Origin of the sequence: Streptomyces sp. PU-14G (assembly GCF_041028275.1) — a bacterium.
In the GTDB taxonomy this organism is placed as follows: Bacteria; Actinomycetota; Actinomycetes; order Streptomycetales; family Streptomycetaceae; genus Streptomyces.
Genome location: NZ_JASKYT010000147.1, coordinates 1 through 17,821, shown reverse-complemented (window position 1 = coordinate 17,821; position 17,821 = coordinate 1). Strand labels below are relative to the sequence as shown.

Annotated in this window: 16 protein-coding genes; 9 read left to right on the top strand and 7 right to left on the bottom strand. The window is 72.5% G+C overall.

Annotation, left to right across the window (positions count from 1 at the left end):
- Nucleotides 1-59 precede the first annotated feature (59 nt).
- The gene (locus tag AB8Z75_RS18550; RefSeq protein WP_369203368.1) at nt 60-1,367 is read right to left on the bottom strand and encodes a sensor histidine kinase; all 1,308 of its coding nucleotides are present in this window, start codon (nt 1,365-1,367) and stop codon (nt 60-62) included.
- Nucleotides 1,368-1,872: 505 nt separating this feature from the next.
- Between AB8Z75_RS18550 and AB8Z75_RS18545 the strand changes: the two genes are divergently transcribed.
- The gene (locus tag AB8Z75_RS18545; protein WP_369203364.1) at nt 1,873-4,230 is read left to right on the top strand and encodes an MMPL family transporter; all 2,358 of its coding nucleotides are present in this window, start codon (nt 1,873-1,875) and stop codon (nt 4,228-4,230) included.
- A 67-nt stretch (nt 4,231-4,297) separates the two neighbouring features.
- On the opposite strand, the gene AB8Z75_RS18540 is transcribed toward AB8Z75_RS18545, so the two are convergent.
- Genes AB8Z75_RS18540 through AB8Z75_RS18530 form a run of 3 tightly spaced genes read right to left on the bottom strand, consistent with a single transcriptional unit; the run spans nt 4,298 to nt 8,813 of the window.
- Nucleotides 4,298-5,767, bottom strand: coding sequence for an APC family permease (locus AB8Z75_RS18540; RefSeq protein WP_369203362.1), 1,470 nt, complete (start codon nt 5,765-5,767; stop codon nt 4,298-4,300).
- On the bottom strand, nt 5,767-7,317 hold the full coding sequence (locus tag AB8Z75_RS18535; protein ID WP_369203366.1) for a GMC family oxidoreductase: 1,551 nt from the start codon (nt 7,315-7,317) through the stop codon (nt 5,767-5,769). Before AB8Z75_RS18535 ends, AB8Z75_RS18540 begins: the two co-directional genes overlap by 1 nt.
- A 29-nt stretch (nt 7,318-7,346) precedes the next feature.
- A complete protein-coding gene (locus AB8Z75_RS18530) occupies nt 7,347-8,813 on the bottom strand; it encodes an aldehyde dehydrogenase family protein (RefSeq protein ID WP_369203360.1) in 1,467 nt (488 codons plus the stop codon).
- 387 nt (nt 8,814-9,200) lie between these two features.
- Here AB8Z75_RS18530 and AB8Z75_RS18525 point away from each other — a divergent pair, with 387 nt between their 5' ends.
- A complete protein-coding gene (locus AB8Z75_RS18525; protein WP_369203358.1) occupies nt 9,201-10,118 on the top strand; it encodes a Gfo/Idh/MocA family protein in 918 nt (305 codons plus the stop codon).
- Between the two features lie 108 nt (nt 10,119-10,226).
- Here the strand turns inward: AB8Z75_RS18525 and AB8Z75_RS18520 are convergent, their stop codons facing one another.
- Complete coding sequence (locus tag AB8Z75_RS18520) at nt 10,227-11,081, bottom strand: hypothetical protein (RefSeq protein WP_369203356.1); 855 nt, start codon at nt 11,079-11,081, stop codon at nt 10,227-10,229.
- A gap of 290 nt (nt 11,082-11,371) precedes the next feature.
- Here AB8Z75_RS18520 and AB8Z75_RS18515 point away from each other — a divergent pair, with 290 nt between their 5' ends.
- Nucleotides 11,372-11,959, top strand: a complete 588-nt coding sequence (locus tag AB8Z75_RS18515; protein ID WP_369203354.1) for an anti-sigma factor antagonist — start codon at nt 11,372-11,374, stop codon at nt 11,957-11,959.
- Nucleotides 11,960-12,013: 54 nt separating this feature from the next.
- On the opposite strand, the gene AB8Z75_RS18510 is transcribed toward AB8Z75_RS18515, so the two are convergent.
- Nucleotides 12,014-12,748 carry a DUF5324 family protein gene (locus AB8Z75_RS18510; RefSeq protein WP_369203352.1) on the bottom strand — a complete coding sequence of 245 codons (735 nt, stop codon included), beginning with the start codon at nt 12,746-12,748 and terminating at the stop codon, nt 12,014-12,016.
- Nucleotides 12,749-12,948: 200 nt separating this feature from the next.
- Here AB8Z75_RS18510 and AB8Z75_RS18505 point away from each other — a divergent pair, with 200 nt between their 5' ends.
- Nucleotides 12,949-13,476, top strand: coding sequence for a peptidylprolyl isomerase (locus AB8Z75_RS18505; protein WP_369203351.1), 528 nt, complete (start codon nt 12,949-12,951; stop codon nt 13,474-13,476).
- 220 nt (nt 13,477-13,696) lie between these two features.
- On the top strand, nt 13,697-14,506 hold the full coding sequence (locus AB8Z75_RS18500) for a rhomboid family intramembrane serine protease (RefSeq protein ID WP_369203365.1): 810 nt from the start codon (nt 13,697-13,699) through the stop codon (nt 14,504-14,506).
- A 208-nt stretch (nt 14,507-14,714) separates the two neighbouring features.
- Here the strand turns inward: AB8Z75_RS18500 and crgA are convergent, their stop codons facing one another.
- Entirely contained in the window at nt 14,715-14,975 is a 261-nt protein-coding gene (crgA, locus tag AB8Z75_RS18495) for a cell division protein CrgA (protein WP_114016811.1), read from the bottom strand.
- Between the two features lie 111 nt (nt 14,976-15,086).
- On the opposite strand from crgA, the gene AB8Z75_RS18490 reads away from it, so the two are divergent.
- From AB8Z75_RS18490 to AB8Z75_RS18475, 4 genes are all read left to right on the top strand, one after another.
- Complete coding sequence (locus tag AB8Z75_RS18490) at nt 15,087-15,815, top strand: DUF881 domain-containing protein (protein ID WP_369203349.1); 729 nt, start codon at nt 15,087-15,089, stop codon at nt 15,813-15,815.
- 46 nt (nt 15,816-15,861) lie between these two features.
- Nucleotides 15,862-16,659, top strand: coding sequence for a class E sortase (locus tag AB8Z75_RS18485; RefSeq protein ID WP_369203347.1), 798 nt, complete (start codon nt 15,862-15,864; stop codon nt 16,657-16,659).
- Nucleotides 16,660-16,747: 88 nt separating this feature from the next.
- A complete protein-coding gene (locus AB8Z75_RS18480; protein ID WP_369203345.1) occupies nt 16,748-16,948 on the top strand; it encodes a hypothetical protein in 201 nt (66 codons plus the stop codon).
- A complete protein-coding gene (locus tag AB8Z75_RS18475) occupies nt 16,945-17,679 on the top strand; it encodes an aminodeoxychorismate/anthranilate synthase component II (protein ID WP_369203343.1) in 735 nt (244 codons plus the stop codon). The genes AB8Z75_RS18480 and AB8Z75_RS18475 overlap by 4 nt, the downstream gene beginning before the upstream one ends.
- The last annotated feature ends 142 nt before the right edge of the window (nt 17,680-17,821 follow it).

Sequence of the window (17,821 nt, the reverse complement as noted above, 5' to 3'; positions counted from 1 at the left end):
GCACACGCCGGCCGAGGGCTGCTGCACGCGCCGACCGAGGCTGTCGGCGCSGGTCCGCGTCAGGGGCGGCCCAGTGGGCGGCAGGGGATCTCCATGGTGACCATGGTGGGTCCGCCGGGAGGGCTGCTGAGGGCCAGGACGCCGTCGAACTGGCCGAGGCGGCGCTCGATGCCCGCGATGCCGGAGCCCCGGGAGGCGTCGGCGCCGCCCTGCCCGTCGTCGGTGACGGCGATGCGCAGCATGCCGCCGTCGCCGTCGGTGTGGTGGATGTCGATCCAGACGTGGTCGGCGTCCGCGTGCTTGACCGCGTTGGTGAGGATCTCGCTGAGGGAGAAGTAGGCGGCGGACTCGACGGGCTCGGGGAAGCGTCCCGGCAGCTCGACGTCGACCTCGACGGGCATCCGCATCCGCAGCCCGAGAGCCTTGGCGGCGTCCCCGAGGCCGCGCTCGGCCAGCACCGGCGGGTGGATGCCGCGCACCAGGTCGCGCAGCTCGGTCAGGGCCTCGGCCGAGGTCTCCCTGGCCTGGGCGAGGAGCTGCTTGGCCTTGGCGGGGTCGTGTTCGATGAGGGCTTCGACGGCGCCGAGGCTCATGCCCATGGAGACCAGCCTGGCCTGTGCTCCGTCGTGCAGGTCCCGTTCGATGCGGCGCAGCTCGGCGGCCGAGGTGTCCACGGCGTCGTGCCGGGTCTCGTAGAGCCGCTCGACGCGCTGGGCGAGCTGGGCGCCCCGGGTGGGGGCGAGCAGGGCGCGGGCGAGCTGGAAGTGGCCTGTGAGCAGGTACGGATTGGCGTAGAGGCCGACTAGCATCGCGAAGGTGCCCAGCGCGGCGGCTGCCGCCGCGTCGCCGAAGGTCTCGACGTGGACGAAGCCGTACCAGTAGTCGCCGGCGACCGCGTGCCACAGGCCCGCGAGCAGCACCCATCCCTCCAGGCCCCAGGCGAGCAGTGCCGCCGGCAGCAGGGCGAGGAGGAAGCCCACCACGGCGTCGGAGAACAGCCAGGCGAGGTCCCGCCAGGTGGCCGGGTCCTTGAGCATCAGCAGCGTGCGTTCCACGTGCCCGGTGATCCCTGAAGGGCCGGGCGGCAGCGGCCTGTAGGGGTCCAGGACGCGCAGGCCCGCCCAGTGCCCGGCGAGTGCGCGGCGCTGGCTGGCGTGTATCCGTACGGCGTGCACGACCCACGGGGTGGTGAGGAAGCCGATGCCCAGCAGCAGGAAGACGGTCGACAGCAGCGACACGATGAACAGGGCGAGGGAGACGCCCAGGGAGAGCACCATCAGCGGGAAGCCGCGCACGGCGGCGAGCAGTGCGGTCGCCGCGCGGCCCCGCCGCGCGCGGGCGGGCCCCGGCGCCCCTGTCTGCTCCATGCCGTACTGGCGTGTCATGCCCGTTCCCCTCTTCTCGGTGTCACCGCCCGTCCGGCTTCGTGTCCGCGGCGCGGTGCTGGGTGCCCACTGGCCGGGGCACGATGACAAGTCTGCGCGCGGCGGCCCCTTCCGCGCACTCGTCTCCGTGCCCGTCACGGGGGTGCACCTAGCACCACCTCTCGGGTCTCCTTCCGCCCCTTCGGACAGGGGGTTCCGGCGGCTGGGGCGTCCCGTCGGGGGCTTCTAGCGTCGTTCCCGCTCGATCCAGGTACGTCCGTTTGATACCTCACCTCCGAAACCCAGAGCGGGGATCCCGTGACCAGACCATCGACCGGCTCACCGTCCAGACAACCGACCGGTTCACAGGCCGGACAACCGACCGGTTCACCTGCCGGACAGCCGGCTCCCGGCACCGCTTCCCGCCCGCCCCGGYCCRYCGCGCGGGCCCCGCCCCGGGCTGGCCGCGCGGCTGGGCGGGTGGAGCACCCGGCACCGGAAGACGGCCGTGATCGGCTGGCTGCTGTTCGTGGTGCTCAGCGCGGCGCTCGGCGGGATGGCCGGGCTGACGGAGCCCACCGGCGCCGAACAGTCCGTGCGGGACTCCGCGCGGGCGACCGCGATCCTGGAGGAGGCCGGGATCGAGGAGCCGCCCGCCGAGTCGGTGATGGTCGCGAGCCGGACCGAGGGCGGCTGGCGGACGGCCGCGGCGGACGTCGTACGGGCCGTCGAGGACACCGGCCGGGTCAAGGACGTGCGCGAGCCGTTGCCGTCGAAGGACGGCAGGGCGGCGCTGATCGGCTTCCGGATGCGGGGCGCGGCGGACTCGACGGACGAGAAGCCGATCACGGAAGTCCTGGACGCGGTCGAGAAGGTCCGCGAAGGGCACCGCGGCGAGGGCGTCGAGATCCACCAGTACGGCGAGGCCAGCGCGGGCAAGTGGCTGAACGAGATCCTCGGTGACGACTTCGCCAAGGCCGAGTGGACGGCCGTGCCGCTGGCCCTGGGCATCCTGCTGGTGGCGTTCGGGGCGCTGGTGGCGGCGCTGCTGCCGGTCGCGCTCGCGATCACCGCGTTCCTGGCGGCGAACGGCATCCTCGCGCTGGTCTCCAGCCGGCTGCACATCGACGAGCAGACCAACTCCGTGATGCTGCTGATGGGGCTCGCCGTCGGCGTCGACTACTGCCTGTTCTACCTGCGCAGGGAGCGCGACGAGCGGGCCGCGGGCCGGGACGCCCAGACGGCCCTGCGGATCGCCGCGGCCACCAGCGGGCGGGCCGTCCTCGTCTCGGGCCTGACGGTGATGGTGGCGATGGCGGGCATGTTCCTGTCGGGGCTGCTGCTCTTCCAGGGGTTCGCGGTGGCCACGATCCTGGTCGTCTTCATCGCGATGCTCGGCTCGGTGACGATCCTGCCCGCCGCGCTGTCGTGGCTGGGCGACCGGGTGGAGAAGGGCAGGCTGCGCCTGTTCACCAGGCGCGGCGGGCGCGGGCGGGAGCGGACGGCCGCACACCCCGGGGGCACCGGACAGCCCGGGGGTGCCGCACAGCCCGAGGGCGCCGCACAGCCCGAGGGCGCCGCACAGCCCGAGGGCGCCGCACAGCCTGGGGGCGCCGGACAGCCCGAGGGTGCCGGGCGGCACGCGCCCGGCGGGCGGATCTCCGGTGCGCTGCTGCGTCCCGTGCTGGCGGCGCCCGGGCTGTTCGCCGCCGTCGCCGCCGTGGCGATGCTCGTGCTGGCCGCGCCCGCGCTGGGCATGAAGACCGAACAGCTCTCCCTGGAGCAGCAGATGTCCGAGGACGCCGAGCTGCGGGTCAGCGCCGAGAAGATCAGCGAGACCTTCCCCGGTGGTCCTTCCCCGGCGCGTGTCGTCCTCAAGGCCGACGACGTGCGCTCAGCGGAAACCCGCGCGGCGCTGGCGGACTTCCGCAGCGCCCTCCGCGAGGAGAGCTCGCACTTCGGCAAGGGCGTCGAGACGCGGGTGTACGCCGACTCCGACGTCGCCGTCATCGACGTACCGCTGGCGGGGAACGGGACCGACGAGGCCTCGCTCGCCGCTCTCGACACGCTGCGCGACCGGCTCGTCCCCGACGTCCTGGAGCCGGCCGCAGCCGACGGCCAGGCCTACGTCACCGGTGAGCTGGCGAGCTCAACGGACTTCAACGACCAGTTGCGGGACGGCATCGTGCCGGTATTCGCGTTCATCACGGCCGTCACCTTCCTGCTGATGCTCGTCTGCTTCCGCTCGCTGCCGATCGCGCTCGCCTCGGTCGTGCTGAACCTGTTGTCGGTCGGCGCGGCGTACGGGGTGATGACGGCGGTCTTCCAGCACGGCTGGGGCGACAGCCTCTTCGGCACGCAGGCCGTGGGCGCCATCGAGTCGTGGATGCCGCTGTTCGTGCTGGTGGTGCTGTTCGGACTGTCGATGGACTACCACGTCTTCGTCGTCTCCCGGATCCGCGAGGCCAAGGACCGGGGCGCGGCCACGCGGGAGGCCATCCGTGAGGGCGTGCGGGCCACGGCCCCGGCGGTGACGGGGGCGGCCGTCATCATGATCGCTGTCTTCGCGGTGTTCGCGACGCTGTCGATGCAGGACATGAAGCAGATGGGCGTGGGCCTGGCCGTCGCCGTCCTGCTGGACGCCACGCTGGTGCGCATGGTGCTGCTGCCCGCGGTGATGATGCTGCTGGGCGAGCGCAACTGGTACCTGCCGCGGTGGCTCGGGTGGCTGCCCCGCATGGAGCACGGGGAGGCGGAGTTCGACGCAACGGGGCACGCGGGTGCGGCGAACGGGCACCCGGGTGCGGAACCTGCCACCGTGGACGAGGTTCCCGGCGGCGCCCGCCGCCGGCAGCCCGTGGGGTGAGGCACCGGGGTGGTGTCCGCCGGGTGCGGCGGGCACCACCCCCGCGGCGGCCACCACCCCCACGGGGTCAGCGCGCGCCCTGCGCCTGCGGAACGGCGTCGCCCGAGGGGGCGTCGCCGCGCCCGTAGTGGTGGGTGGTGAACATGTACAGCAGGCCCGTGCCGAGCACGATGCCGCCGCACAGCAGCACGATGTAGTTGGAGTACCAGGGCTCTTCGGGCGTGCGGGCCCAGCAGATGTTGACGATGGCGAAGATGCCGTAGGCCAGGGCCGCGCTGTTGACCAGCAGGCCCCAGCGGCCGAGGGTGAACTCCCCGGTGGCACGCCAGCCCTTGATGCGGGCCCGCAGCGCGGCGAGGACGACCATCTGGAACGCGCCGTAGATACCCAGGATGGCGAACGACACGATCTTGGTGAGGGCGTCGGCAGAGATCAGCGAGCCGAAGGCGATGAGTCCGGGGATGACGGCGGCCACCAGGAGCGCCACCTCGGGCACGGCCCGCTTGTGGGAGAAGCGGCGCAGCAGCCGGTGCCCGACGACCATGCGGTCGCGGGCGTAGGAGTAGATGAGGCGCCCGGCGGCGGCCTGGAGGCTGATGGTGCAGGAGAGGAAGGAGATGAGGACGACGGCCATCACCAGGCGCGCGCCCACGGTGCCCAGCGCGTCGAAGAGGAGGTTGACCACCGGGTCGGTGTTCTCACCGGAGATCACCGCGCCGTAGTCGGTGACCGACAGCAGCAGCGAGCCGCAGGTGAAGGTGGCGGCGGCGCCGCCCACGTAGATCGTGCGGCGCATCGCCTTGGGGATGACGCGGCCGGGGTGGGCGACCTCCTCGGCGGTGTCGCCGCACGCCTCGAAGCCGTAGTACTGGTAGAAGCCGATGATGGCCGCGGCCAGAAACACCGGCACGTAGGAGCCGCTGCCCTGGGTGTCGTAGGTGTCGAAGATGACGCCGAGCCCGTGCATGCGGTGCGTGGACAGCAGGTAGACGCCGACGATGAGGGCGCCGATCAGCTCGGCGCCGAAGCCGATGATGGCGGCCAGGGAGAGCGCCTTGGTCCCGGCGTAGTTGATGAGCGCGGCGACGACGATGAGGAGGACGGTGCAGATCACCGTGGTGTGCACGCTCGCGTCGAACCCGAACAGGATGGCGACGTAGGGGCCGGCGCCGTACGCCACGCTGGTGATCGTCACCAGCAGCGCCCACATGTAGACCCAGCCGGTCATCCACGCGTACCGCATGCCCCACAGCCGCCGCGCCCACGGGTAGACGCCGCCCGCGATGGGGTACTGGGCCACGATCTCCCCGAACACGAGGGAGACCAGGAACTGCCCGCAGCCCGCCAGCAGGAACGCCCAGATCATCGGCGGCCCGCCCTCGGCCAGCGCCTCGCCGAAGAGGGTGTAGGTGCTCACGACGGGCGAGAGGTAGGTGAAGCCGAGGGCGAAGTTGGCCCACGGGCCCATCTCCTTGCGGAACTCCGTGCCGTGCTCGCCGTGGCCGCCGGCGCCGGGGACGGCGGCGGTACCGGCCATCAGCGTTCGCTCCCGTCCGGTTCGGGGCCCGGGCGGCCGGTGATCAGGTCGGCGGCGCGCTCGGCGGCGAGCAGCACGGTCACCATCGGGTTGACGGAGGGCATGGCCGGGAAGACGGAGGCGTCGACGACGCGGACGCCCTCCTGGCCGCGCAGCCGCAGTGCGGGGTCGACCACGGCCCACGGGTCGTCGGCCGCGCCCATCCGGCAGGTGCCCGCCGGGTGGTAGACGGTGTGCGCGGCGCGGCGCCCGTAGTCGGACAGCTCCTCGTCGGTGACCAGGTTCAGGCCCGGCGCGACCTCCCGGAACAGCCAGTCGCGCAGCGGCGCGGTGGCCGCCACCTCGCGGGCCAGGCGCAGCCCGTCCACGAGGGTGCGCTCGTCGTGTCCCTCCGGGTCGGTGAAGTAGCGGAAGTCCAGGGCCGGGTGCGCGGCCGGGTCCGCGCTGCGCAGCCACATCCGCCCTCTGGAGCGGGCGCGCGGCACGTTCGGCGTCATGCATACGCCGTGCGGGACAGCGGGGTAGCCGAGGCGTTCGGTGTTGACGGTGAACGGCACCTGGTAGAAGTGCCACATCAGGTCGGGTCCTGGCTCGGCGGTGTCCCGGCGGACGAAGAGCCCGGCGTCGGAGTCCATCGCGGAGTTGGGCGGCAGCGGCTCCTTGGTCTCCCACACGATCACCGACTCGGGGTGGTCGAGCAGGTTCTCGCCCACCCCCGGCAGGTCGGCGCGGACGTCGATACCGAGGGCGCGCAGGTCGTCGGCGGGGCCGATGCCGGACAGGAGCAGCAGCCTGGGGGTGTCGATGGCGCCCGCGCACAGCAGCAGTTCACGCGCGGCGCTCACGGTGCCGGTGGAGCCGTCCGCGTACCGCACGGCGACGCGGGTGAGCCGTCCGGCCGCGTCGGGCTCCAGCTTGTACGCCCACGTGCACAGCTTCAGCGTCAGGTTGGGCCGGTCCATGACGGGGTGCAGGTAGGCCACCGAGGCCGAGGAACGCTTGTTCGTGGCCGGGTCGTAGGCGAGGGAGAAGAAGCCAGCGCCCTCGGGGAAGGGCGCGCGGTTGAAGTCCTCGATGACGGGCACGTGCAGCGCCTCGGCGGCGGCCGTCACGAAGTCGCGGGCGATCGGGTTCCGGTCCTCCTCGCCGACGGGCACGATGTGGTTCTTCAGCCGGTGCCGGTAGGGCAGGATCGTCACCGGGTCCCAGCCCGCACAGCCCTTGGCCACCCACGCGTCCAGGTCTTGGGGGAAGGGCAGGAAGCTGATGAGGGTGTTGTGCGAGGAGCAGCCGCCCAGCACCCGGGCGCGCGAGTGGACGATGTGCGAGTTGCCGCGCGGCTGTTCGACGGTGGTGTAGCCGTAGTCGTAGTCGGTCTCCAGCAGGTTGATCCAGTTGCGCAGCCGCAGCACGTTCTCGTCGCCGACGTCGCTGGGCCCGCCCTCGATGACGCAGACCCGGCAGTCGGGATCCTCGGTCAGCCGGTCCGCCAGCACGCAGCCCGCGGTGCCGCCGCCGACGATGACGTAGTCGTACGCGCTCTCGCTCATCAGGTGCCTCTCGTCCACCCGGCAGCCCCTCAGCCCTTGAACCAGCCGGAGGGGCCCGGCTTGAGGTTCTGGTAGATGTGCTTGGCCTCCTGGTACTCGCGCAGCCCGGTCGGGCCCAGCTCGCGGCCGATGCCGGAGCGGCCGAAGCCGCCCCACTCGGCCTGCGGCACGTACGGGTGGAAGTCGTTGATCCACACCGTGCCGTGCCGCAGCCGGTTCGCGACCCGCTGGGCGCGGCTCGCGTCGCTGGTCCACACCCCGCCCGCCAGGCCGTAGCGGGTGTCGTTGGCCAGCTCGACGGCCTCGTCCTCGGTGCGGAACCGCTCGACGGTGACCACGGGCCCGAACACCTCCTCCTGCACGACGCGCATCGAGCGGTCGCAGTCGGCGAAGACGGTCGGCAGCAGGAAGAAGCCGTCCGCCAGCTCCGGGTCGTCGGGGCGGCGGCCCCCCGTCACCAGCCGGGCCCCCTCCTCGCGGGCGATCTCCAGATAGCCCTCCACCTTGGCCCGGTGCTCGGCCGAGGACAGCGGCCCCGACTCGGTCATGGGTTCCAGACCGTTGCCCAGCCGGATGGCGGCGGCCCGAGCACCCAGCTCCTCCACGAACCTGTCGTGCACGCCGTCCTGGACGATCAGCCGGGAGCCTGCCGAACAGACCTGGCCCGAGTGCAGGAACGCGGCGTCCAGCGCGTAGTCGAGCGCCGCGTCGAAGTCGGCGTCCGCGAAGACCACGTTCGGGTTCTTGCCGCCCAGCTCCAGCGCGAGGTTCTTCACGTCGGGCGCCACGCTCCCCATGATCCCCCGCCCGGTGGACAGCCCGCCGGTGAAGGAGACCATGTCCACCTCGGGGTGCGCGGTCATCGCAGCACCCACGCTCGCCCCTGAGCCCAGCACCAGGTTGGCGACCCCGGGCGGGGCGCCCGCCTCCGCGATGAGGCGGACCATGGCGATCGTGGACAGCGGCGTCGTCTCGCTCGGCTTGAGGACGAAGGTGTTGCCCGCGGCCAGCGCGGGGGCGACCTTCCAGGACGCCTGGAGCAGCGGATAGTTCCACGGCGCGATCAGCGCGCACACCCCGATCGGGTGGTAGACGACGCGGCTGAGCACGTCGGGGCCGACGTCCACCACCCGGCCGCCGTCCTTGCCCGCGAGCTCCGCGAAGTAGCGGAAGGCGTTCGCCACGTCCTCGATGTCGATGCGGGCCTCGGCCAGCGTCTTGCCCGTGTCGAGGGTCTCGGTGCGGGCGATCTCCTCCTGGTCGCGCAGGAGGAGATCGTGGACGCGGTGGAGCACGTCGGCGCGGCGCCGGGTGGGGGCACCGGCCCACTCCTCCCGCTCGAAGGTCCGCCTGGCGGCCCGTACCGCCGCGTCGACATCGGTCTCGTCCGCCTCGTCGACCGTCGTGATCACGGAGGCGTCGAACGGGTTGACCACCTCCCGCCGCCCGCCCGCCGCGGCCTGCCGCCACTCCCCGTCGATGAACAGCTCCGCCATGACGTCCGTCTCCCTCGCTCGGCCCCGGCCGCTCCCGACCGGGCGTCGGCCCCGGCTTCCGTTCCTGCCCGGGCGTCGGCCCCGGCTTCCGTTCCCGACCGGGCATCGGCCCCGGCCTCCGTTCCCGACCGGAGGTGGGGCCGTTCCGACCGGAGGTGGGGCGGTCCCGGCCGGGGGATGGGACCGTTCCCGGCCGGGCGTCACGATGACGCGGGGCGGCGGCGACGGCCACGGGACGCACCGGGCGTGCACACGGGAGGGGCGATAGTCGGCACCGATGGGGCAACGCGGCGATCCCCCGTACGGACGCGGGCCCCGCAGCGTGCCGGGGGCGCCCACCGCCGACGCCCTCTCCCCCACCGGGCCTGCCTCTCCTACGCTGCGGGCATGAAATTCGGACTCCTCGGCACCGGGCCATGGGCACAGCGCACCCACGGGCCCGCCCTCGCCGCTCACCAGGACGTGGACCTCGTCGGCGTCTGGGGACGCCGCGCGGAGCCCACCGGCGCCCTCGCCCAGCAGCTCGGCACCCGCCCCTACGCCGACATCGACGCGCTGTTCGCGGACTGCGACGCGGTGGCCGTCGCCCTGCCACCCGACGTGCAGGCCCCACTCGCCGTGCGCGCCGCCGACGCCGGCTGCCACCTGCTGCTCGACAAACCCGTCGCCACGACACCCGAGGCGGCGCGCGCGGTGACCGAGGCGGTGGAGAGAGGCGGCCTCAGCTGCGTCGTCTTCTTCACCCTGCACTTCTCCGACACGACCGGCGACTGGCTGCGCGAGACGGCACGGCGGGGGGAGGCCGCCCGCGCCCGGTCCGAAGCGGGCTGGCAGGTGGGGCGGGCCGACTGGCTCTCCCCCGTCTTCGGCGGCGCCGACTCCCCCTACACCGCCTCACCCTGGCGGCAGGAGAAGGGCGCCCTGTGGGACGTCGGCCCGCACGCGCTGTCCGTACTGCTGCCGCTGCTCGGCGAGGCCGAGACGGTGACGGCCGCGCGCGGCGGGGTCGGCGACACCGTGCACCTGGTGCTGCGGCACGCCTCCGGCGCCTCCAGCACGTGCACGCTCAGCCACTCGGTGACCCCGGCCGCCGCCGGGGTCACCGCCGAGGTGCGGGGCGGGGCGGGGATCGCCGAACTCCCGCTCCGCGAGGAGGAACCCGCCGTCTCCTTCGGCCGCGCCCTCGACGCCCTGCTGGAGACGGCCCGTGCGGGCGGCGACCGGGACCACCCGTGCGGGGCACGCTTCGCGGAGGCCGTCACCTCGATCCTGCACCGAGCCCAGGAGCAACTGCCGGCTGTGTGACGGCCCTGTGTCCTGACGGCGGCAGCGCCCGCGAGCCCAAGCCCCCGGGGGGCGGCAGGGTTCGAGGTCCGTCAGCCAGGGCCCCGGCGGCTGGGGGAGCGGGTGGGCTCACTCGCGTCGCCGGGCCAGCAGGACGGTCGCGTACAGGTCGGGGTCCTCGGCGACGGTCGGTGTCAGGCCTRCCGCCGTCAGCAGGTGGGCGGCCGGCTCGGCCTGCCGGGTGCTGGTCTCGGTCAGCAGCACACCGCCCGGGGCGAGCCACGCGGCGGCGYCGGSGGCGCGGGCCAGGTCGAGACCCGAGCGGACCCGGGCGACGGTTTCGGCGAGGCCGTGGTGGCGCAGTTGGGCCGCGGCCAGCTCCAGTGCGAGCGGAACGCCCTCCAGGCGGGCGCACAGGCGGGCGGTCAGCCGCTGTTGGGCGTGGTCGCGTACGGGGGCGCCGACCGCCTCGGCGCGCTGTGCGAACAGCGTCACCGCGTCGGTCGCGGTCTCCAGCGGCGGCACGGTGAGGACCGTTTCAGCGGCGATGCCCAGTGGCTCCCGGCTGGTGGCCAGCACCCGCAGCCGGGGGCAGGCCGCCAAGAGCCGCTCGATCAGGTGACGGCACTGGGGGACGAGGTGTTCACACGAGTCGAGGACCAGCAGCACGGGCCGCTCCGCCACCCAGGCGCACAGTGCTTCCAGCGGCATGCGCGAGGTGTGGTCCGAGAGGCCGAGCGCGTCGGCGACCGTGGCGGCGAGCAGTTCGTCGTCCGGCAGCGGCCACAGGTCGGCCCAGTAGATGCCGCCGTCCGCCTCGGGGGTGTGGGCGGCGGCTGCCCGCAGGGCCAGCCGGGACTTGCCGACCCCGGCCCCGCCCACCAGGGTCACCAGCCGCTGCTCCCCGAGTGCGTGGCGTACCCGGGCCAGCTCGTCCACCCTGCCGACGAACGACGTTGTCTCCTCAGGGATGTTCTTCCGCACAGCTTCAAGTGTTCCCCCGATGCGCGGGCCCGGCGGCCACTTCGCGGTTTTCCGGAGGATGAACCGCCGCACTGTGCGGGGTTGCTGGGGTGGACTACGGTCAACTTGCAAGCGGTTTACGCTTATTCCACTCGATCGGGTGATGGTGTGGGGGTGGCGCAGCGCCACCCCCGGGGACGCTGCCTATGCTTACGGGCCGATTTCCCGGACTCCTACGGTCAGATTTCCCGGACTCCTACGGTCAGATTTCCCGGACTCCTACGGTCACAAGGTCATACGCGAGGGCACCGATGGCACCGCACAGGGACGAGAGCGCCCGCACGCTGACATCCGCGGCGGGGGAAGAGCCCCCGGGCGGCACCGTGCGCTCCCGTGCCGGTGACGGACAGACCGTGGTGGAGCTGCGCGGGGAGATCGATCTGGCCGTGGTCCTGGCCACCACACCCCAGCTCTACGCGCTCACCGCGGCACCCGCACGCCGCCTCGTCGCCGACCTGCGGCCCGTGACGTTCATCGACTGCAGCGGGCTCGCACTCCTGGTGGACATCCGCTCCCGGGTACTCGCGGGCGGCGGCACCTTCACCCTCGTGTGCGCGGACGCGCGCGTGCTGCGGCTGCTGCGGATCACCGGGCTGGCCGACGTCCTGGCGCCGGTACCCACGCCCCCGGGCGAGCCGGCCGACGGCCTACCCCGGGACGACGGGCGTGACGGCGCGCCCGCGGAAGAGGGGACCGGCGGCGCGCCTGTGGGCGAAGCGGCGGGCGGGGTCCTGGGGGACAAGGGAACCGACGGGGCCCTCCCGGAACAGCGGGCCCGCGGCGCCCTCACCGGCGAGGGGGCCGACAGCACTGGAAGCGCCCAGGGGCGGGAGACCTGACCAGGTCTCCCGCCCCTTCCGCTGGGCAGCCACCCCTGCGCGCCGGCACCGCGGCTACTTCTCCTTGCGCCCCTCGGCCTCGGCGTCATCCTGCTTGGCCTGCACCTCGGGGTCCAGCTTGGCGTCACCGCCGGCGGGCCCCGAGCCGTTCACGCTGGTGAGCGGCGCCCGGTCGCTGACCTCGGTGGCGGCCGGCGGCTCGACCAGCCAGTCCGGGTTGGCCTGCCGGTCCCACCAGCGCCAGGCCGCGTACGCGCCGCCCGCCACCAGACCGATCAGACCCGCACGCCAGACGAGGCGGCCGGTGCGGGACCTGCGACGGCGCCGGCGCGAGAGCTTCTCGATCTCCTCGGCCGTCACCTGGCCGCGCAGCGCGGCCACCGCGGCAGCGCCGCGCGCCACCGCTTCCTCACGGGCCGGCGCGGTGGCGGTGCGCACGTCCGCCACGGCGCTCTCGATCCGGGGGCCCGCGTAGTCGGCCGCCTTGCGGGCCGCCTTCCTGGTGCGCTTGGCGGCCCGGCCCGCGGCCTTGTCGACGTCGGCGGGGAGGGAGTCCCACGCCTGGGCGACCCGGGGCCCTACGTAGCTCTCGTAGCCTTCGCGTGCGGTGTGGCGTGCCTGTTCGGCGGCCTTGGAGACCTTGGGCCCCAGGCGCGCGCTCGCCTCCTGCGCGTAGCGCGCGGCGGTGTCCTTGGCCTGGCCGGCGTGGGGCTTCACCACCTCCGCTGCGTGGCGCACGTTCTCCTTGGCGGTGCCGGTCGCGGCGCGCACGCTTTCCTTGGCGGTCACGGTTCCTCCTCTTCGGTGGCTCATGACGTGGGGCAGTCTCTCCGAAAACGGAGGACAGGAAGTCGTTTTTCCACCCCTTTCGAAGATCATGCCTGGCAGACCGCTACCGGGTACCCCCGAGCGGGCATCCGGGTCAGCCTTCCTTCTCAGCGTCCGTGGGAGGATCGGGGGAGTCAACGCAGACAGATGGAAGGTAGATCGTGGCCGAGCAGCTCCACGCCACCCTGAAGACCAACCAAGGCGACATCCGGATCAAGCTCTTCCCGGACCACGCACCCAAGACGGTCAAGAACTTCGTCGAGCTCGCCGAGGGCTCCCGCGAGTGGACGCACCCGGCAACGGGCGCGAAGTCCACCGACCGGCTGTACGACGGCACGGTCTTCCACCGTGTCATCAGCGGCTTCATGATCCAGGGCGGTGACCCGCTGGGCAACGGCACCGGAGGGCCCGGCTACGAGTTCGGGGACGAGATCCACCCGGACCTGGCCTTCACCAAGCCCTACCTGCTGGCCATGGCCAACGCGGGCCCCGGCACCAACGGCTCGCAGTTCTTCGTCACCGTCGCGCCCACCGCGTGGCTGACGGGCAAGCACACCATCTTCGGCGAGGTCGCCGACGAGGCGAGCAAGAAGGTCGTCGACGCCATCGGCGGCACCCAGACCAACCCGCGTACCGACCGCCCCGTGAACGACGTGGTGATCGACTCCGTCGTGATCGAGCGCCAGTAGGCGCGCGAGCGGACGCGAGCAGACGCGAAAGAGGGAACCGTACGCCCCACCCGTCCGTACTCAGGGCGGGTGGGGTCGTGCGTGGGGGAGACTTGGAGGGGTGAGCGTGGCGCAGGAAGGACAGCCCGGGGGCGGGGCCGAGCGGGACGGCGATTCCGGCGGTCAGGGCGGGCAGCAGGGCCCCCAGCACTGTTACCGGCACACCGATCGGGAGACCGGTATCTCGTGCACGCGCTGCGAGCGGCCGATCTGCCCCGCGTGCATGGTGCCGGCCTCCGTCGGGTTCCAGTGCCCCGAGTGCGTCAGGTCGGGTTCGGGTACCGGGCACGGCCCCGGCGCGAACCGGCCGCGGACGGTGGCGGGCGGCCGGGTGACGGCCGATCCCCGGCTGGTCACCAAGGTGCTGCTCGGCATCAACGTGGCGGTCTTCATCGCCGTGCTGGCGGTCGGCAACCGGCTGCTGGATCGGCTGCTGCTGTTCGGGCAGGCGGTCACGGAGCCGTACGGGCCGCTGGAGGGCGTGGCCGAGGGCCAGTGGTGGCGGCTGCTGACCTCGATGTTCCTGCACCAGGAGTTCTGGCACATCGCCATGAACATGCTGGGCCTGTGGTTCCTGGGCCCGCCGCTGGAGGCGGCGCTGGGCCGGGTGCGGTTCGTGAGCCTGTATCTGCTCTCCGGGCTCGGCGGTGGCGCGGTCACCTTTCTGCTGGCGGCACCGCAGCAGGCCTCGCTGGGCGCCTCCGGTGCGATCTTCGGCCTCTTCGGGGCGACTGCGGTGCTGATGCGGCGGCTGCGCTACGACATGCGGCCCATCCTCATCCTGCTGGCGATCAACCTGGTCTTCACCTTCACGTGGCAGAACATCGCCTGGGAGGCACACGTCGGCGGCCTGGTGACGGGCCTGGTGCTGGCCTTCGCGATGGTGCACGCGCCGCGCGGGAAGCGGGCGCTGGTGCAGTACGGGACGGCGGCGCTGCTGCTCGCGGCGATCGTGGCGCTGCTCGTGGTGCGCACCCTCCAGCTCAGCTGAGCCCCGGGTTTTCCACAGCGTGTACGGGATCTTGTGCACGGTGTGGCATGCCCGCCCGAGATTCGCTCAGGCGTACGTTTCCCTTGGGATTACTGGCCGAACGGGTCTTCGTGCGCCATGCGTCCGGTCACATCGGCGTCAACGTCCTGAAAGTTATCCACAGATCTTGTGAGTTATCCAAGGCTGTGGATCAGCCTGTGGATAACTTTCATTTCCACTGGGTGGAGACGACGAAGCCCGTCGCGATGAAGCCGAAGCCCACCACGATGTTCCAGTTCCCGAGCGCCTCGATGGGCAGCGAACTGCTCGTGACGTAGAACACGACGATCCACGCGAGTCCGATCCCGAACATCGCCAGCATCAGCGGAGCCACCCAGCGGCGCCCACCACCGCGCAGGTCGATGCTGGTGGCCTTCTTCTCCGGCGGGGGCGTGAAGTCCGCTTTCTTTCGGATACGTGACTTCGGCACGAGAGACTCTCCTGTCGATGCGCTGCTGACCGCCGCACGGCCCACGGGGACGGTGGTCCGTTAGCGTAGTGCTTTCCCAGGGCGGAGGGAGACAAGGGTACGGTGACCAGAATGCATCTCCGACCTGCCCGGCTGGCCGCCATAGGCGTCTTCGCCCTCGCAGGCCTCATCTTCTGGGTCAGTTTCAACACCGCGCAAGGCACCAACCTGCGCAGCGACTCCTCGATGCTACGGCTGAGCGACCTCATCCAGGAACGCAGCAGACAGAACGCCGAACTCGACAGCCAGGCCGCCTCCCTGCGCCGCCAGGTCGACAACCTCGCCCGGCGTGACGACGGCAGCACCGAGGGACAGGACCGCGAACTGGCGGACCTGGAGAAGGGCGCGGGCCTCACGAAGCAGAAGGGCGAAGGGCTGACCGTCACCCTCGACGACGCCCCCACCAACGCCACCGCCAAGGTCCCGGGCCTCCCAGACCCGGCCCCCAACGACCTGGTCATCCACCAGCAGGACCTCCAGGCCGTCGTCAACGCCCTGTGGAAGGGCGGCGCCAAGGGCATCAAGGTGATGGACCAGCGGCTGATCTCCACCAGCGCCGTGCGCTGCGTCGGCAACACCCTCATCCTCCAGGGCCGCGTCTACTCCCCGCCCTACACCGTCAGCGCCGTCGGCGACCGCGACGAGCTGCAGCAGGCCCTCCGCTCCGCGCCCGCCATCCAGAACTACCTCGAATACGTCGACGCCTACGGCCTCGGCTGGAAAGTCGACGAGCACAAGGCGATGACTCTTCCGGGCTACTCCGGCACAGTGGATCTCCAGCAGGCCCAGCCCGTGGACTGAGCACGCCGAGTGGACCGAGCACGCCGACTGGTGGGGAGTGAGGCGGGTGGCGTTACGAGCGGTCGTCCGGAGCCTGAGTGAGACGTGCATCACCGTCGGCGTTCTGATCGTGCTCTTCGTCGTCTACCTCCTCTACTGGACGGGGCTGCGCGCCGAGCACGCCTCGGACGACGAGATCGCCCGCCTCCACAAGGAATGGGCCCAGGGCCCCACGGACCGCGCCCCCCGGAACGAGGGCACCGCAGGCGGCGGCCAGGACAGCGGCCACGACGGCGGCGCGGGAGGCGGCGCCGACGAGCTGGCGGGCGACGGCGGCGCCCCGGGCCCGGGCCCCTCGGCGTCCGGCCACCGGGCCGGCGAGTCCTTCGCCGTGATGTACATCCCCCGCTTCGGCGACGACTGGTCCAAGCCCGTGCTGGAGAACACCGCCACGGCCACCCTGCGCAAGGGACTGGGGCACTACGCCGGCTCCGCGCACCTCGGCGAGAAGGGCAACTTCGCCGTCGCGGGACACCGCCGCACCTACGGCGACCCCTTCAAGGACTTCCCCCGGCTGCGCCCCGGCGATCCCGTCGTCGTCAACGACGGCGACACCTGGTACACGTACACGATCACCGCCCGGCCCCACCGCACGCTCCCCGGCGACACCGGCGTCCTCGAGGCCGTGCCCGACCCCGTCGACGAGGCCGCCACCCCCTTCCAGCGTCCTGGCCGCTACCTCACCCTCACCACCTGCGACCCGGAGTGGGGCAGCAGCCACCGGCTGATCGCCTGGGGGCGGCTGGACGCGACCCGGCCCACCGCTGAGGGAAAGCCGGACGCGCTCACCCGCGAAGGCCGCTGAAGCCGTACCCTGGCGCCGTTACTCTGGGGTGGGCCGAGAGGCACGCGTGCCCGAGGCGGCGCGGGAGGAGAGAGGACGGCATCGCGGGATGTACGGCTGGATCTGGCGGCATCTGCCCGGCAACGTGTTCGTGCGCATACTCATTTCGACCGTGCTGGTGGTCGGCGTCGTCTTCCTGCTCTTCCAGTACGTCTTCCCGTGGGCGGAGCCCATGCTGCCGTTCAACGACGTGACCGTCGACGGCGCGGCCGGACACCCGGGAACCGCTGTCGCCGGAGGTATCGCGTGAGCGCCCGCATCCTGGTCGTGGACAACTACGACAGCTTCGTCTTCAACCTCGTCCAGTACCTCTACCAACTCGGGGCCACCTGCGAGGTCGTCCGCAACGACGAGATCGAGCCCCGGCACGCCGTGGGCCCCTCCGCCGCGCACGGCGGCGGTGAACAGGGCTTCGACGGCGTGCTCCTCTCCCCCGGGCCCGGCGCACCCGAGGACGCCGGGGTCTGCATCAGCATGGTCCGGCACTGCGCGGAACGCGGCCTCCCCGTCTTCGGCGTCTGCCTGGGCATGCAGGCGATGGCCGTCGCCTACGGCGGCGTCGTCGAGAGGGCCCCCGAACTCCTGCACGGCAAGACCTCGGTGGTCTCCCACACGGACACCGGCGTCTTCAGCGGCCTCCCCTCGCCCTTCACCGCCACCCGCTACCACTCGCTGGCCGTACGCCCCGGCACGGTGCCCGACGCGCTGGACGTCACCGCGTGGACGGCCCCCGGCGGCGAAGCCGTCGACGGAGCCGGACTGGTGATGGGCCTGCGCCACCGCGAACTGCCCGTCGAAGGCGTCCAGTTCCACCCCGAGTCGGTCCTCACCGAAGGGGGCCACCGCATGCTCGCCAACTGGCTGGTGCGGTGCGGCGACACCGGCGCCGTGGAGCGTTCGGCACAGCTGGGGGCACCTCCCGGACGAAGTCTGGGGGAAGGGGTGCCCAGGGCCGTCGGTCTGGGGACGGTCACCGGGTGACGACCGGCCACGGCGAGGGTGCGCGGGGCGCGGGGAGCGACCGGGGCACCGAGAACGCCGGGGGAGGGCACGGTGCGGCGTACGACCCGTACCGTGCGGCCATCGACGCCCTCGACGACCCGCTCAACGACCCGCTGCCGGC